Source organism: Acinetobacter modestus (genome assembly GCF_014636095.1).
Lineage (GTDB): Bacteria > Pseudomonadota > Gammaproteobacteria > Pseudomonadales > Moraxellaceae > Acinetobacter > Acinetobacter modestus.
On record NZ_BMDV01000002.1, the window covers coordinates 561,967 to 577,936 of the forward strand.

A 15,970-nucleotide genomic window follows, 5' to 3' on the forward strand; every position below is an offset into this window, starting at 1 on the left:
ATATGGGTACTTTAAACTTAACGGCAGTCACACCTGATACGCCGTATATCAAAAAAATCAAATCAGCTTTGGAAAAGGCAACAGGTCAAAGCATTCCACTGGTTGAAATTAAAAAGGTTCAGCGTAAAGGTGGTGTAAGCGTTGTACCTATCTTTTTCGTCTTTGCTGGTGGACAAGAGCTAACACTATTTGCTCGTGCAAGTGCAGATGTCTTCAAATCTGAATTGAACGGAAAAGAGATCGTTTTACCAGGTGATTTCAGTGACGATTACCAACAGACTTTTGATAACGCCGTTTCTGGAATGGCTAAGTTGATTCGTGAATCACAAGCCAAAGTTGAGCAACTAAACCAAAAAGAAAAGGTCAAATTGCCACCACGAAAAAATCGTAGTATCCAGCAGCAAATCAGTGATAAGCGCGAAGAAGAAACACAACTTGATCAAGAGTTATCTAATCTGACAGCACAGCGTGATCAATTACTTGAGCAATTGAAGCAGGCAAAAGCACAAAAGGAGGGTGGTGAAGCCACTCAGGGAAAGCAGATAGCTGAGGGAAAATCCTCAGCTTTTGATTCAGTCGATTGGGATGAAGAACAGCACCCTAGAGATGAAAATGGGAAATTTAGTGTAAGATCAAGCCATTCTAAATCTTTGGATGCTTCTGTGACTGAAAAGCATTTTAAACAGCCAAGTGAAACCTTTAGCATTTATGACGCTGGTGTGCCATTAATGGAGCCTGATACTTCAACACCACTGAAAAAAGCAATTATTGATGTGGAAAATGGGATTAGAAATAATGAATTAGAAACAGGCGCTGCTTTCAATTCAGATGGTGTGATTTTGTTTAAAAGACAAGGATTGCCTGATCAGGTTACTTTAACTGATCATGAGTTAAGTTTATTGAATAATGCAGTTTTTAGTCACAATCACCCTAAAGGCATGCCTTTTTCTATTGCTGATATTCGTATGGCGATTACATATAACATCAAGGAAATACGCGCGGTAACACCATATTTGAGATATTCCATGTATCCTAAGAATCAATGGTGTAGTAAAGCTGCATTAATTGCTACAATTAATGATGTGAGTTTAGATGCTAATAAATTTGTAAATGAACAAGTACGGCTAGGCGAAATCAATCCTCAATTTGCAGAAGCAGAATATTTGCACTATATTTGGGTTAAGGTGGCTGATCGCCTAAACTTGAATTATGGGAGAGAGCGATCATGATGACTCATGAACAAATTGAAAAACTCTATGAACAACGCAATCAGGAGTTAAAAAAACAGGGTTTTGCTGCTGAGTTTGATGGGCCTGTATCAGAAGCAATTCAAGAAGATTTACTTTCAGATTTTCGCAAGGACTTAGCCAAAACACTTGCAAGTATGCTAAGTGAGGGTGTTAGTTTGGGAAAGCCTGTCCAACGGTAAAAGTTCTAACCAAGTCAGAGATCGAATCATTGCGTCAAAACAAACGTGAAGCTCATGCAATTATGATGCAACTTAACTAACAAAAAATTAAACTAATTCTTTCAAAAAAAGGCTACTTCGGTAGTCTTTTTTATTGGAACAAGAATAAAAATTAGTAGCTCTGAAGCAATAACCTAAACATAAAGCTTTGGAGTCAGCCATGTATCTTAATTATCAATCTGTGATTGTCGATATTTTCATTATTACTTCATTCATTTTGCACGTATTTCTAGCATTTGGCAGCATTAAAACAATGTCTGGACCTTTATCAGCTTTGTTAAATAAGGGTGTTACGGATGTAATTTTTAAGAAAGTAAAACGATTGATTTTTGGTTTGTCATTTCTCTGTTTTTGTCTTTCTTGTCTTGTTACTTGGCGAAGCTATGAATTGCTTTTATTCCTGAATGTGAATGGCTATGGACTTTATATTCTTTTAAGCACTTTTTTACTCTATAGCTTTGCAATTTTAGCAGCATTCACTTTCTGTAAATTGTTGTTGATGACAGCACAAAGGTCAGGCTTATGATCGATTACAACAAAATCTTAGCAATGATTGCGCATTGGTTAGAGTCAGAGATCAATGGATATATTGGTTCAGATTATGGCCCAGACTTTAATAGCTTATTTTTAGCACCACTCAGCGCACCAGTCGCCAATACCTTTATTCAAAAAATGAAAAACGATATTCCAATCCTAAAACAGTTAAGCGCAGATCAATTTCAGATGTGGGCACAAGACGAAGGTTTTGAGACCAAAATTATCTATTTAAGAATTGGTCAACAGATCGTAATTAATTTAAATGAAGTGCGCGAGAAGCAATTAGCGCGAAATGGAGAAACCTTCGATGTTGACGCAAGCTGATTTTGAAGCACGATTGATTGCCAATATAGATGATTTTGAAATACTGGAACGGTATAACGCACAAGATCCAATCGTCCTAAAGTTCTTACGCTCTTTAGGTGCATATCTAGCATTATTCGGTCAAGAATTTGAAATCTCAGAACTTGAACCATTTGTAAAAACTCGTGATCGTTCAGTTATAGCGGATGCGACGAATAAGGGTATTCTACCTATTGGGATGCCAACACAGCATATTTTGGAGGTTATCAATCGATCAGCGAATAGTATTACACTCAGCCAAGGACGATTAATTGAGGACAATAGTGGTGGGCGGTATTGGAGATTATTACAACCAGTCACAGTTCAAGCTGGGTCTACTGGGGAAGTAACAGTAGAACAAAGTGAATACAGAGAAGTGCAATACACCGTCGCAAATTCAGAGACTTTTCATCGTGTCGAACTAAAGTTGCAAGATGATCTGGCATTAGCTGGATTGACTGTTCGTGATAATACAAATCAGAACTATATTCAAAAAAAACGTTGGATGAATGTAGCACCTTTGGAATATGCATTTAATCTTACAACGGACAGCCTACGCCGTATATTTATTGAGTTTGGGGATGATGACAGAGCAGGTCGAACAGCTGCAGCAAACCAGACGTTTACTTTTGGTATTCTTGAGACCTATGGTGACGTTGACGTTTCAAGGCTAAAAGATGCCTCCTTAGCTGAGGTTTTAACTTTAGATGAAACTAAAGTATCAGTACGTTTTAAACAAGGAGCTGTAGTTCGGCAAGGTGCAGACCCACTTAATATTTCACAGTTAAAAGTGCTTTCGACATATCCTGCACTCTATGATGAAAATGCAGTTTTCTTAGGTAATTTTGATTACTTAGTACGGCAAAAGTATATGGCCCGATGCCACTATATCGCCGTATGGAATGAGAACGAACAGAATCGATATTACGGTGTTACTTACCAAGATATTAACCATTTACATATCGCCATAGTTGCAAAGAATAATTTAGAGCAAGCAAGCTTAGAGCAAGAAATCATTCAATATATTGGTCAACTTGATAGTCTTTATAAAGAGAGAGTACGTGTTCATATCGTGGAAGAAAAACCATTTATTATCACTCTTAATGGCCGTTTAGCTTCTGTACATGACTTAGATGGAGTGAAAAGCCAGATTAAAGGGTTATTGATTGAACGCTATGGTCGGACGCAATTAAGATCAAATCGTTGGTTAATGAATGGCTTTAATACACAAGAAATTTCTACACAACTCAGAAAAAATATTGTCGCCTTTCAAGATAACATTAGTGATTTCTCTGTAAATGTTCCAAAGATTTTGAATAAACCACATGAATGGGTCTTTGTTACTAATGAGAGTATTACACTTAATATTGAGCGAACAGCAGAGACAGGTGAAGCATGGTTCCTGTAAGTTTTACTCGACCAATTGATGAGCAGCCAAACAACCACACAGGCTTAGAAACAGCAATGTCAAAGGCTTTTAAACAGGTCTTTGCAGACGTTTATCAGCAAAGATTACAGGATGTTTTGGACTATGGAGCGCCACATTTAGGCAGTCGAACGGTTGTAGATCGTTTTACAAAAAAGGACGGATTAGTAGTTTTGCGCCGTCCAATTACTTCAGATACGTTAATGCAAGTGATTTATGCGAATTGGTCAAGTTTGGCAAGTGAGCGTGGATTAGGGTTCCTTGAATTTGTATTGAGAATGATCTGGACAGATAGATGGCAAATAAAAAGAATGTGGCATCCAATTAATTTAATTAATAGCTACCCGTTGTATTTAACTGATGAAGAAAAACCTGATCATTTTCTAACTAGCCGTATTCAAATATCAATTGATGATTCAATAGAGCTTTCTGAAATTATTGAATTGTCACCAATTTTAAGAAGATTAGTACCAGCTAATATTGTAGTAAAAGTGATTGCAACAGGATTAGAAACAGACCTAGAAAGTCATACGGACCTAAGCATAGCTGTAATTGGCAAAAGCTATTTGATTTATGATGAAAGTGATGGGATAACACAAAATTAATTGTCCATTAATAATTGGAACTCAAGAAAATGAAGTTCACCTAACAATGTTTTTATGTATTTGTTTGATGAAACAACATAAACCATTGTTAGGATTTATACATGACTCAAGACAATAATGAAGAAATTGCACTAACAACCGATGTGGGTAGTGATGGTGATCTTCTTGTGGAGCAATTCTTAGGGTTCGCAGATAAAGATATTGGCGACGAAGAATTTGAAAAATTAATGGCTGGTCAAACGGTAGAAGGCGTAACAGCCTATAAACCAGCAACCTATTACAGAATTTCAGCCGATCCTAGCTCTACTGACTATAACGAACCTTTTGATATTCATCTCCATTTCCAAGATGGTCCAACATTTGTTGATGGTATTAATGGCGCGACTAATGAATCGTTATTAAAGATCCTGATTCATCGCACCCAATACCTAGACAGTAAATTCCCATCAGACCAGAACAAACAAGCTATTGCTGCTATGCAATCGGCTTTGGATGCATTTGATGCACGCACAGCAGAACGTCAAGCGCGTGGTGTTGAAGGGCAACCAGTCGAATAACCGTTTGAACTCAGCCCTTTGCAAATTTGCTTAGGGCTTTTTTTTCTTACTGAGGATATTGAAATGCGTATGAGCAGAATAATGATAGCTAGTGCTATTGGAATGATGGCAAGTAGGATTGGTTCGGCAGTTGAAGCGACTCCTTTATTAGGAGGTTCTGTTTCTCCATTCATGTTTGAGACTAAAGCAGTCGGCAGCAAACCAAACAAAGTTAGTCAAAAGAAACGCCGTATGAATGCACGCCGTAAGGGGCATAAATAAAGGGGTATAAGGATGAGTTGGATAGTTTCATTTTTATTAGGTCTTGTATTTATAGCAACTTGTAGCATTTGGATCGTTGCCATTATTGCTTCATATCAAGTTCAAAATTATTTGGACATTGAAGAAATAGTAATTGATGAGGAAATAACCAAAGAGTTTAAACCTTTACTGGCAGAAGCACTTAAAAATATGGAGCCTGTGAAGATCCATCCTTTTACTGAACTGCCGAAGGTTAAAGCTTCTAATGAACTTCCTATTATTAAAGTTAGGTAATAGAGGTAATTTTAAATGAATCAATATCAATCTAAACAAATTACTGTACAAGCTATTAGCGTATTGAACGCACTTGAGTTGTCTAAAAATGATTGGAGTAAATTACCTGGATGGTTTAAAAAACACTTCCAGCAAGGAAATATTCTAATAGGTGCTAAAGAGATATTGGTCAGTGCTAAAGGATTTAATCATTGGGCAAGAGTGGAACACGTAATTTTGAATCATTGCAATAACTCATTGGAAGTTATTAAACAATCTGATTTTGATGAGAAATTTGATCTTTTAGGTGGTGAAGATAATGCTAACTAGAATTTACTGTAGTAAACACCAAACCTCGCAATATGTAGATTTAGCGGAAATTGATTCAATCGAAGTTTCAGACTCAGATTATGGCCGTGGTGGTTATACATATGGAAAAAGTGAATATTCCAGTGTAATGATTGGACTCAAAAGTGGTCATTCTTTAAATATGACAATTAAAACCGCAGATATTGAAAAGCTTTTAGTGTTGGAACACAACAAAATTTAGCCTTAACCAGACTGCAAAAATGGCCCTAATACATAATCTATTGGGGCTTTTTCATGTCTGAAACGGGTCGAAAAACGAAAAGGATTACATACAATCTTCATGAACGTGGTCGCAGTCATTTGGGGAAGGACCGCAGCAATGTTGATATGAATGAAATGATCAGACAGATCAATAGTCCACAAGTACAAGAAATGGTTAAAACAGGGACTTTGTACGGCTATAACGGTCATGAAATTCGCAAACGTTATGGGATGAATCCGCCTGATTCAGTCATTATTGATGGCAAGGTGGTTTATTTAGAACGCTCATTTAGAACAATCGAAGCTCATGCAGATAAAAACGGCAATGTTACTCATGTTACTGAGTTCTTAGATAACGAATCGGGTGAATATGCGCGGAAACAATATCTTGCGCGTGTAGGTGGATTTAGTTCGGCACAAAACTATAAGCGAGCTGGCTTAGGTTTAATCCCCGTGGGGTTTTATGGCTTTGATTATGTGACACAGCCGAACTACACAACCAATGTTGGTGATGGTCAATTATTTGATGGCTTAGCCATTCCAGTTGAACAGGATGGATTAATTGCAGCGTTTGATAGCACCACGGACGTTAATTTACTTTCGCCGTCAGAGGCAATGATTGCTCATTTACTAGAACAGCAAATTGTACGTGACTTTGACAATATCCACGCTCAACTACAGCTTTTACAAATGAATGGTCAAGCACTAGACCAAATTGAGGAATTAGCTGATCAAATAGCACGTAAAGAGAAACGACAAGCGATTCAAGATCAACGGGAACAAGATTTATGTTCTGGCTTAGTTGGTGAAGTACGATCATTTGATTCTGTTTGCGCTGAAGCTGAAGAACGTCTTACAGCAAGTGATTTAGCACGTATGCGAATCAGCGGTGAAACACCTAAAAACAACAAAGCAAGACCACGCATTTTTAAGAGTATGTTTGGATTTGGAGGGTAATCACTTATGTCATTACCTAAAGACTCACTCAAATGTATTCAAGATGCTTGGTATAAGCTTTTAGTCGATTTTCGGGCATGGTATATGCCTGAAACCATTCAGACAGAAGAATGGAAAAAGCGAGATATTCGAACAGCAATCAAGAGTTGCCCGTCTCGAATGATGGATGACTCAGAAGCAATGCTTGCAGAATATCGCAAAAGCCAAAATGCAGAAGTTGTAGCTGGAGCAACGGCATTCATGCCTATTATGTTGACTGCTACAGCGATGTTAGATCAACCGCCTGATACGATGCAGCTTTTACCAATGCCTTATTTTGTGCCTGTAGTGATCGGCGATAAGCAAGTAAAAATCCGACTCATCGCCAAAACAGTTAGAGCACAACTAGCTTTCTACGCAACCAATGCACACGATGCGCGTTCTGTATGCGATCAATTTTGCACTTATGTACAAGATGAAGATAAACGCCGTTTCCAAGTGCCTTTTGATATGGGCATGAATCATATTGAAAAAAGCACATTTACCATAGTTGAGAATCAATTGTTTCCTTCGCCTGTGCCTAGCGAAGCAATTAACCTGTCTATCTTCACGATTGATGCTCAATTAGTAGGCTATGCACCACAAATTATAGGACTTGGTGGTCCTAACGATAATACGACGGACAACGGCTACAATCCGGACGGTTCAGTAGTTGATAAGCCAATTCAGGATCTAGTTGTCATTCAGGCTGATCAATTCTCAAGTGATGGCCATGCACGTGTTTTAGCAGATCGTGAAACTGGCGATATTACAGTGGAGCGTATCGATGACTGAAATTATTAAGATTGATGCGCGTGTAACTGGATTCTCTAATGATGAAATACGATTGATTAGTCTTTGTTTTGCAGATTCTGGTCAAATACTTGTCCAAAAAACAGATATTTTCACGGCTTTACCTTTACGTCCAGATCAACAAGCAGACACGATCGTAGTGACGGATTCACCGAATTTAATCCAAAATTGGCAATTAAAATTTGACGCACAGCAGCATTTAGAAGAAGTGATCAAGGTCTATCAGGCAAGCTTTAGAGCTGGTTTGGTTGAGTTTGAGAAGTCATTAGAACGTTATAACCCAATGAATATTTTACAGGTGCGTAAGATTGATAAAAACGGACCACAGCAAGAGTTTGATAGTAGCTCACTAGATAACGGACATATTGCTGCACTGATTTCGATATGGGCAAGTCATAAAATCGCTATTTCTCATGCAGTCACATCAAAAGAGGAAGTTAAAGAAGAATACATCGATAGAACCATGTTGCCTTTTAGTATTTAACAAGGCACTCATACCTTGTTAAATTGAAGCGTTTCTTAAGCTAGCTTTTTTTGTTCGATAATAGCATCTGGTCTTAATTCATCACACTTAACATCACCTAACGAGTCAAACTTGAAAGTTTTCTTAATGGTAACGATCCCAACATTTGTATCATTAGCATTGATATAGACTGGTGTACCATGTCGTGCAGTAGGCGTACTATCATCATCTTTAGTTGTTAAAAATGGTACATAACAGGCTGCTTTAAAGTTATTTGGGTTTTTAACGATAACATTCCAATATCTATAACCATCATTCCAGCTATTCATTCTCTCTATATCGATCAGTTTAACAACACTACCAGGTGCACCTCGGACTTCTGCTTGAGCAGCTGGACTAAAGAAAATTAAAGTAGATAACGCACCTAAAATTAATTGTTTAAAAAATCCCATAATGTGTCTCCTAAAACTAACTCCAAATAAATATTATATGAGTTGAAGATAAAAATAATACTCCTCATATGAGGTTGTTTTAAATTTGACAAATAATTGGAACAATTCAAAATAACAATAAATTTAGAAACTTAGAATGAAAAATAAAATCCAATTTCATCTAGTTTAATGGCCTTAAAACCGCTTAAAGACATCCCAGAATGGTGGGAACTCTGCGCACGTTATCGTTATGACATTTATGCCTTTGCAGTAGAGGCATTAGGTGTTACACCGACATGGCAGCAAGAGTTACTTTTCGAATCAATCCAGTTTGATGGTAGTCGAACATCTGTAGCTTCAGGTCATGGTTGCTTTGGTAAAGGCACAAAAATACGTTTAGCCAATGGAAAGTGGAAACGTGTTGAAGAAATAACAATAAATGATGCGGTTATGGGCACGGATGGCTTCTCACCACGGGAGGTCATTAAAGTTGTTCAGGGATACCAAGAGCTTTACCAGTTTGAATATGCCAATGGTTCAAAGCATATCTATAACAAATCTCACATTCTTTGTTTAGTTTCTCTTGAAACAAAAAACGGTTGGAAAGCTGGCGATACCATTGAAGTCCTGGTATCGAAATACCTTGAATGGCCTGAAGAAACCAAGCGCCAATTTGCTGCATATGAACTAAAACATAGAAAATTCCAGCCTGTAAAAATTAACAATGTCACAGCCTTGGGAGAGGGTGATTATTACGGCTTTGTCCTTGATGGTGATGCAACTTTTCTAACCGCGGATGGCATGGTTCACCATAACACGGGTAAAACTGCATCGGCTGGTATCGTTGCTTTATGGCATCTATTGTTCTTTGATGAATCCATTACGATGTTCACTGCTCCTCAAATCGGGCAGTTAAAAAAACAAGTCTGGAAAGAAATCAGTATAAACCTGTCACGTCTTAAGGCTGGCCCACTTGGTTGGCTTGCAGATTATGTCGGTTATCAGTCTGAATTGGTCTATATCAAAGGCTATAAAGAAAAGTGGTATGTCTTTGCCAAAACAGCACCTAAGCATCAGCCAACTAACTTGGCAGGGAACCATGCTGATAATTACTTGCTTTGGGGTGATGAGGCAAGTGGTATTCCTGATGAGGTTATGGATGTTGTCCTTGGCGCATTGACGCATGAGGATAACAGAGCTGTTTTAACTTCACAGCCGACACGTAACGCAGGTTTATTCTATGAAACGCATCATAAATTAAGCCATAGAGCTGGTGGAATATGGATTGCTTTAACGTTCAATGGTGAAGAATCACCACTTGTAAGTAAGCAATCATTAGGAGAACAACGACAAAAATACGGGAGCCGTGACGATCCACAATACCAAATCCGTGTTTTAGGACAATTCCCAGACCGTGCCGATGAATTCCTGATCACAAAACGACAAGCCGAAGAAATGTATGTCGGTGCATCGATTTTTGAGGAACACATTTTTGGATACGTGATTACGGTCGACGTGGGCGGTGGTGTTGGTCGAGATGATTCTGTTATTGCAGTGTCTAAAGTTTGGGGTGAGGCTCAATGGGGAGATAGAGCACGCCGTGTTGAGGTTGTAGATGTTCCACTCTGTAAGAACAAGGATGACATCACAGAGCTATTTGCCAAAATCAATGAATGTATTTTGAAATATCCGAACGCAACCTTGGTTGTTGATGATAATGGCGCTGGTAAAGGTTTAGGGCAACTGCTTAAGAAGCATGGTATTTGGTACATGCCTGTTTATTGGGGCGGTGCTTGCTTCAATAATGACAATCGAAAAGAGTATGTGAACAAACGTGCATTGGCTTATGTTTGTCTGAAACGCGCGATTGAAACTGGTCGTTTCAAAGTCAAAACTAAGAAATTCTTAGTGAAGGTTCAAGAGCAGATTATCAAGATACCTTACACTTTTGATGAGCACAGTCGTTACAAGATTCTAAGTAAAGATGAAATGAAACGGAAAGGGATTAAATCGCCCGATCTTGGTGATGTTTTTGCATTCTTATTCTTAGAAAATGTGTTCTATACAGAAGCCTTTGAGAATGTCGTCATTGCAGATGATAGTCCTGAAGCACAGGAACGTGCAGAGCGTAAATCTAGGTTTGACAAGTTGAAAGAGGCAGCGAAGAACATTGATTGATTGGAACTGAATACCTAAGAAGCAATTCTAAAATACCAAAATAGCTATAGTGATAAATAGGTGATCTATGGCTATTCAGTTTTATTTAACTAATGCAGGGAAAAACGCAGTTCTCAATGCTGCTAGTATAGGTTTAAATGTTTCATTGAGGCATATCGCTATTGGTTCAGGTAAATATGATCCTTCAAATCCTATGTCATTAACCAATACGGCACTTGTATCTGAAATTGAGCGCTATCCTTTAAATGGAGGAAGTGTAGAGCCTAATTCTCAAACTTTAAGATTTATTGCAAATATTGAACCATCTCAAACAGCAGATGGTTATGAAATAGGGCTAATTACTGATCAGGGTGTTTTATTTGCTATTGCAGCTACAACTTTCAATACTCCATTAATTCGATTAGTTGCGAATATTGTTTCAATAATTTCGCTTGGAATGTTACTAACGAATATTGATATTTCAAATTTAAAGATAAGTATTGATCCATCTACGCCGATCATGGTCGCCTTAATGAATCAGCACTTAGAACATAATAATCCACATCCTCAATATGCTCTTATTTCAGCATTAAAGAATGCATTAGACCGTATAGAAGTATTAGAAAATAGAATTGTAGAAGATATTAAAATTGGGGATATTTACGTAACAACGAACAATTTTGCTAATAGTGATGAAGTTGCAGCGCACAAAAAGTATGGAAAATGGGGACGAATTGCTGAAGGTAAGACCTTAGTCGGTTTGTCAACTAACCTAAGTGATCCTAGTTGGACAAGAATTGTTGGTACAGAATATGGTGAATATACACACAAGCTAACAATTGATGAAATGCCAAAGCATGAGCATGAGTTCCCATCACAACAACAAGATAACTACGATAACTCAGCGGTAACTAATACGAGCGATAATGGGAATAGATTTAAAACGAGTTCCGCTGGTGGAGATCAACCTCACAATAACGTTCAACCTTCTAAGGTTGTAGGTATGTGGCTACGAATAGCCTGAACTCATTTAATTACGTGTATTACAGGTAATCTACAATGATTAATGAATATCGAAATGCGATCAGAGACCTAATCAATAAGAACATTCAGCAGGGAAAGCTGAATAGTCTTATTGTCTGGGATGTCAAATCAGATGAAGCACAAGATCCAACATTATTGAGCTTCAGGATTTATGGTTCACGTAATCACACAGATGTGATTCAGGTCGCTTGTGGTGTGTCTGGAATTTGGGAAAAGTTACCTGAAAAACGAATTGCAGTACCTTTAATCTCTGACGTAATGCGCTTACGCCGTGAATACCAGATGTAGGTGTCAGCATGTCGAATAATGAAGTATTTCAAGATGCATACAATCAAATGCAAGAAGCACTTAAAAACGGCAAATTGCGTCGATATGCTAATAATCAGTTTAGTCGCAATGAATCGCAACGAAATAAGGAGTTTAATCGCGATTTTAAACGACCAGCTCCAAAGTTTCTAACCACTAATGATATTGATGATGTTAAGAACTATGATGCAGGACAAATCCTAAGACTGACCCTTGGTAATCAAGGTGGCATCATTGAGTTGGATACTCAGGATTTACGTGCATTTAAGCAGAATATTGAATTTATTGAATCCCTATATAAAAAGAAGGGTAAAAAAGGTGTTGTTAGTAAAGGAATCACAGCCAAGCAAATTATTGATGCTAGTCATCCTGATGATGTAGATCGTGCAAATAAACAGATTTATATAGCTGCGCCATTAAGTCAAAAAAATGGTGTAGTTCATTTTTTAACAAATGCTGGTCCACAAAGCAAAGTTCAAAATCATCATGTGCATGTTGAATTTCTTGCGTTTCAAAATTTAAAAAACACAATAGGATATACAGCACAAAATGCCAAAAACTTACTTAATTTTGGTCGATTAAAATTTGAATGTGATTGTGAGCGACATGATTTTTTTGGATATCGCTATATTGCAACGATTGGTGGTTATGGCTATGGTCGACCAGAACATGGCTATCCCAAAATCCGTAACGAGCTTTTAGTTGGCGTTGCATGTAAGCATGTATTGCGTGTAATGGACTATATTCGCTCACCAATGGGTATTGCTTATATATCAAAACAAATAGAAAAGGCGCGAATTAAGAAAACAACAAAACAAGATGAAGAACGTCAATATTCAACCGATGTACAGATTCAAGATCAGCTTGATCAACAAGGTAGCCCTCGAACAATCAAAGCAGATCATGCTGCTGCTGAGCGGCGAATGATGCGTAAATCACAAGAGATGGCAAAAAAACATTGGGCTAAGGATTTAAAAGAACTCAAAAAACTCACTGATAAATTATCTGATGTTACTGATATGCAATCCAAGCAGTTACAAGCAAGGCAGCAAGCTTTAGGAAAAGGGTTATCTGAACAAGAACTTGTAGCAGTAGAGGCATACATTACAAACATGATGGCTCAACGAGGTAAAAACTAATGCTAAATAGTGCAGTCAATCGAGTAGCAAATGGCCGTCATTTAGCTGCAAGACGTGTTGTCATGAATACGCTAGGGAGTATTCCAAGCCAAGTATGGCGTAAGCGAATTGTGTATAGCAATCCAGCAGATGCTGGTCTACCTGTAGATCCGCTTTCATTCGAAGCGAATGCCTTATCAATCCAAGATGAACCCAATTATGAATATGATCATTTAGGTTTTGCCTATGTTCTTGCAGACAAGTTTAACGGGGGGATGATTCATAAAAATAACAGTATGAATAACCCAAGTGATTTGACCTTAATTGTTCAAATTGCTGCTTACAATGCTGATTTAGATACTTTGACAGAGCAGATTAATGAGATACCAGATACGCAATTTCAAGAGGGTGATTTGCTGGCTTTGATGATCTATGAAGGATTCATTGTATGGTTTGAAATCGTTGGAATTACTGGGCAAACCTTGATGTCAGACTTTGGTAAAAAGTATGTTTTAAACCGCCGTGATGAGTTAGGTATTGATCCGATTCAGAGCGAAGTAGAGTTAAGGGTGGCCATCAAAGTGTTAAGAGATCTAATAGAGTTCAGACGAGGCGAAGTTTTTAACACAGGAATTAGCTTTACTGACAAAGAAAATAATCAAAGTCTTGAACTTACTGATGATATGCAGATCACAGCTCAAGTGAAATCAAATGCTGGTCAACTGATTGCTACGTTGGATGTTCAAAAAGATAGTGATCAAATCGGGCGTGTTTGGGTGGAATCAATAGCAGATAGTAGCCAATGGCCGTTAGATTATGCCCAGTTAGAAGTCACAATTAAGCAAAATGATGTCGTCATAGGCGAACATATATTGCCTTTCAAAGTGGTGTAACCATGAAAACAGCAGCTCATATTAATTTATCTGGTGATCGTCCGAATCGTTGGGGGGCAGTGAAAGGCAATTTATCTGATCAGACAGATTTAAAGGAAGCCTTACAAGGCAAAACAGGTCAAGAAGAAACAACTGCATTAGCTGAAAACTTAAATCAAGTACAAGCTTTGGCTCAAACGAACGAGCTAAAAATTGGTACAAAAGCAGATCAAATTGATTTAGAAACGACACAAGTTCAAATTGAAAATAATCGTTTAGCTATACTCACGAAAGCTGATATTCAAGCTTTAGCGTTACTGACTCAATTAGTTGATACAAAAGCAGATCAAGCATATGTTAATCAGCAGATTGCTGATCTAGTTGGGTCAGCTCCAGAAGCTTTAAACACAGTTTACGAGCTTGCAGCTGCTATACAAAATAATCAAAGCATAATTGATACACTCAATCTATCAGTAGCGAATCGCATTCGATTTGATATTGCGACGCAAGCGCTAACTGAACTTCAAAAGCAAAATGCGCGTACAAATATTGGTGCAGAAAAGCTTGGGACAGCTCAGGAACTGGTTAGTCAAATCACAGCACAAAGCTTAGGCGCAGCTACAGCTGCCCAAGGTTCAAAAGCTGATAGTGCTTTACAGAGTGCAGATGTCGCAACAGTCGCATTAACAGGGCTATTTTCCAGCTTAGCAAGTCAAAACAAAATCTTTGATGTGATATTCAATACTTACGCCTTAGGTTCGAATGCTGAAATATCTGCTTCGGATACGCTTGGGCAAATGCTTGGAAAAATCCAAGCACAAATTAAGAATATAGGGAATGGAAGCAGTGGTTTTAATTGGGTCAATGCGGATCAAATATCTGGACTCACTTTGACGGCACCGGTTCAGCACAGATCATTAAAATTTGCAAAAAAAGATGGGATGCTTTGGATTTGTGGCTGCTTATATGTTTCAGGTACAACGCAGCCATCAACTAAGTTTTTCAATATTTCAAATGCTGGCTATATGGTTGAACAACACTTGACTAATATTTTTGGAGCTGAGTCACAAGTTGCAGTATGCAACGCTAATATTTATTGGAGTAATCCAGGTAATGCTCCTACTAACACAAATTCATTGGCAATGTTCTATGTGTTAAATACTGACTTATATTTAAAGCTGCCCGTTACATTTAATTCATTTGGTGGATGGATTGCATTTAATCCAACCCCAATTGGGCGTTTAGTTAATCCTTAATAGTGTTTCGGAACTGATAAGAATAAAATTAGATTTTTCTTTGAAAATATCCATATCAAATCGTTTGAAGTAATAAAGACAATGACCTATTTAGTTTTCAATGAAACAGGGAAAAGTACAGGTGATAAGGAAATGGTTGGACAATGTACGTCAGCCATTTTTAATTACCAGGTGCTTGGTGCTGGTGCAGTGGTTGATTTTTTCGGTAGTAATCATCCTAGTCCAAGTATTGATAATGAGGAACACTGGTCCCCAATAGTAACAATTACCGCAGGTGTTCCAGATACGGAACCTTTTCGGCAACATGCGTGGGATAAATTGCGATTTGTCGTCATGGCTGGTACCGATGTAGAAATTTATGTTTCTAGTGGTGTGTCTGGATAATCAACAAATTACTACTTATATGAGTCCATCAATCATGATGGACTTTTTTTATTTTTATCATTTCTTAATTTGCTATTGGAACTCCATAAATTCGACATTTTTCAACATGCGAAATTAGGTTATCAATTTTCAA

The 15,970-nt window shown here is 37.8% G+C and carries 21 protein-coding genes and 1 pseudogene; 21 read left to right on the top strand and 1 reads right to left on the bottom strand.

Annotated elements, in window-relative coordinates; translation table 11 throughout:
• Nucleotides 1–2: 2 nt before the first annotated feature.
• The 14 genes from IEV17_RS17160 (at nt 3) to IEV17_RS06925 (ending at nt 8,290) form a co-directional block, all read left to right on the top strand.
• Nucleotides 3–1,229, top strand: a complete 1,227-nt coding sequence (locus tag IEV17_RS17160; RefSeq protein ID WP_004661699.1) for a restriction endonuclease subunit S domain-containing protein — start codon at nt 3–5, stop codon at nt 1,227–1,229.
• The gene (locus IEV17_RS06865) at nt 1,226–1,429 is read left to right on the top strand and encodes a hypothetical protein (RefSeq protein ID WP_004661704.1); all 204 of its coding nucleotides are present in this window, start codon (nt 1,226–1,228) and stop codon (nt 1,427–1,429) included. Before IEV17_RS17160 ends, IEV17_RS06865 begins: the two co-directional genes overlap by 4 nt.
• A gap of 199 nt (nt 1,430–1,628) precedes the next feature.
• Entirely contained in the window at nt 1,629–1,994 is a 366-nt protein-coding gene (locus IEV17_RS06870; RefSeq protein ID WP_004661705.1) for a hypothetical protein, read from the top strand.
• The gene (locus IEV17_RS06875) at nt 1,991–2,329 is read left to right on the top strand and encodes a hypothetical protein (protein ID WP_004661706.1); all 339 of its coding nucleotides are present in this window, start codon (nt 1,991–1,993) and stop codon (nt 2,327–2,329) included. Before IEV17_RS06870 ends, IEV17_RS06875 begins: the two co-directional genes overlap by 4 nt.
• Nucleotides 2,313–3,755, top strand: a complete 1,443-nt coding sequence (locus tag IEV17_RS06880) for a hypothetical protein (protein ID WP_004661707.1) — start codon at nt 2,313–2,315, stop codon at nt 3,753–3,755. Before IEV17_RS06875 ends, IEV17_RS06880 begins: the two co-directional genes overlap by 17 nt.
• Complete coding sequence (locus tag IEV17_RS06885; protein WP_004661708.1) at nt 3,743–4,378, top strand: hypothetical protein; 636 nt, start codon at nt 3,743–3,745, stop codon at nt 4,376–4,378. The genes IEV17_RS06880 and IEV17_RS06885 overlap by 13 nt, the downstream gene beginning before the upstream one ends.
• A 101-nt stretch (nt 4,379–4,479) precedes the next feature.
• The gene (locus IEV17_RS06890; protein WP_004661709.1) at nt 4,480–4,935 is read left to right on the top strand and encodes a hypothetical protein; all 456 of its coding nucleotides are present in this window, start codon (nt 4,480–4,482) and stop codon (nt 4,933–4,935) included.
• Between the two features lie 81 nt (nt 4,936–5,016).
• Nucleotides 5,017–5,196, top strand: a complete 180-nt coding sequence (locus IEV17_RS06895) for a hypothetical protein (protein WP_051063522.1) — start codon at nt 5,017–5,019, stop codon at nt 5,194–5,196.
• Nucleotides 5,197–5,208: 12 nt separating this feature from the next.
• Nucleotides 5,209–5,469, top strand: coding sequence for a hypothetical protein (locus tag IEV17_RS06900; RefSeq protein ID WP_004661713.1), 261 nt, complete (start codon nt 5,209–5,211; stop codon nt 5,467–5,469).
• 15 nt (nt 5,470–5,484) lie between these two features.
• Entirely contained in the window at nt 5,485–5,778 is a 294-nt protein-coding gene (locus IEV17_RS06905; protein ID WP_004661715.1) for a hypothetical protein, read from the top strand.
• On the top strand, nt 5,768–5,998 hold the full coding sequence (locus IEV17_RS06910; RefSeq protein WP_004661716.1) for a hypothetical protein: 231 nt from the start codon (nt 5,768–5,770) through the stop codon (nt 5,996–5,998). The genes IEV17_RS06905 and IEV17_RS06910 overlap by 11 nt, the downstream gene beginning before the upstream one ends.
• Before the next feature lie 53 nt (nt 5,999–6,051).
• Nucleotides 6,052–6,975, top strand: coding sequence for a hypothetical protein (locus tag IEV17_RS06915; RefSeq protein WP_004661717.1), 924 nt, complete (start codon nt 6,052–6,054; stop codon nt 6,973–6,975).
• A gap of 6 nt (nt 6,976–6,981) precedes the next feature.
• Nucleotides 6,982–7,788 carry a hypothetical protein gene (locus tag IEV17_RS06920; protein WP_004661718.1) on the top strand — a complete coding sequence of 269 codons (807 nt, stop codon included), beginning with the start codon at nt 6,982–6,984 and terminating at the stop codon, nt 7,786–7,788.
• Complete coding sequence (locus IEV17_RS06925) at nt 7,781–8,290, top strand: hypothetical protein (RefSeq protein ID WP_004661719.1); 510 nt, start codon at nt 7,781–7,783, stop codon at nt 8,288–8,290. Before IEV17_RS06920 ends, IEV17_RS06925 begins: the two co-directional genes overlap by 8 nt.
• A gap of 35 nt (nt 8,291–8,325) precedes the next feature.
• Here IEV17_RS06925 and IEV17_RS06930 read toward each other — a convergent pair whose 3' ends face one another.
• Complete coding sequence (locus IEV17_RS06930; RefSeq protein ID WP_004661721.1) at nt 8,326–8,721, bottom strand: hypothetical protein; 396 nt, start codon at nt 8,719–8,721, stop codon at nt 8,326–8,328.
• A 168-nt stretch (nt 8,722–8,889) separates the two neighbouring features.
• Between IEV17_RS06930 and IEV17_RS06935 the strand changes: the two genes are divergently transcribed.
• The 7 genes and pseudogenes from IEV17_RS06935 (at nt 8,890) to IEV17_RS06965 (ending at nt 15,837) form a co-directional block, all read left to right on the top strand.
• Nucleotides 8,890–10,878: a Hint domain-containing protein gene (locus IEV17_RS06935; RefSeq protein WP_004661724.1), complete on the top strand. Its 1,989-nt coding sequence runs from the start codon at nt 8,890–8,892 to the stop codon at nt 10,876–10,878.
• A 67-nt stretch (nt 10,879–10,945) separates the two neighbouring features.
• Nucleotides 10,946–11,881, top strand: coding sequence for a phage baseplate protein (locus IEV17_RS06940; RefSeq protein WP_004661726.1), 936 nt, complete (start codon nt 10,946–10,948; stop codon nt 11,879–11,881).
• 35 nt (nt 11,882–11,916) lie between these two features.
• On the top strand, nt 11,917–12,189 hold the full coding sequence (locus tag IEV17_RS06945; RefSeq protein ID WP_004661728.1) for a hypothetical protein: 273 nt from the start codon (nt 11,917–11,919) through the stop codon (nt 12,187–12,189).
• Between the two features lie 8 nt (nt 12,190–12,197).
• Nucleotides 12,198–13,346, top strand: coding sequence for a hypothetical protein (locus IEV17_RS06950; RefSeq protein ID WP_004661729.1), 1,149 nt, complete (start codon nt 12,198–12,200; stop codon nt 13,344–13,346).
• Nucleotides 13,346–13,873, top strand: a pseudogene (locus IEV17_RS06955) (hypothetical protein); the annotation flags it as partial. The gene IEV17_RS06950 and the pseudogene IEV17_RS06955, both read left to right, overlap by 1 nt.
• A 347-nt stretch (nt 13,874–14,220) precedes the next feature.
• Complete coding sequence (locus IEV17_RS06960; protein WP_004661731.1) at nt 14,221–15,453, top strand: hypothetical protein; 1,233 nt, start codon at nt 14,221–14,223, stop codon at nt 15,451–15,453.
• An 81-nt stretch (nt 15,454–15,534) separates the two neighbouring features.
• Nucleotides 15,535–15,837 (top strand): hypothetical protein, encoded by a 303-nt coding sequence (locus tag IEV17_RS06965; protein WP_004661733.1) that lies wholly within the window; start codon nt 15,535–15,537, stop codon nt 15,835–15,837.
• The last annotated feature ends 133 nt before the right edge of the window (nt 15,838–15,970 follow it).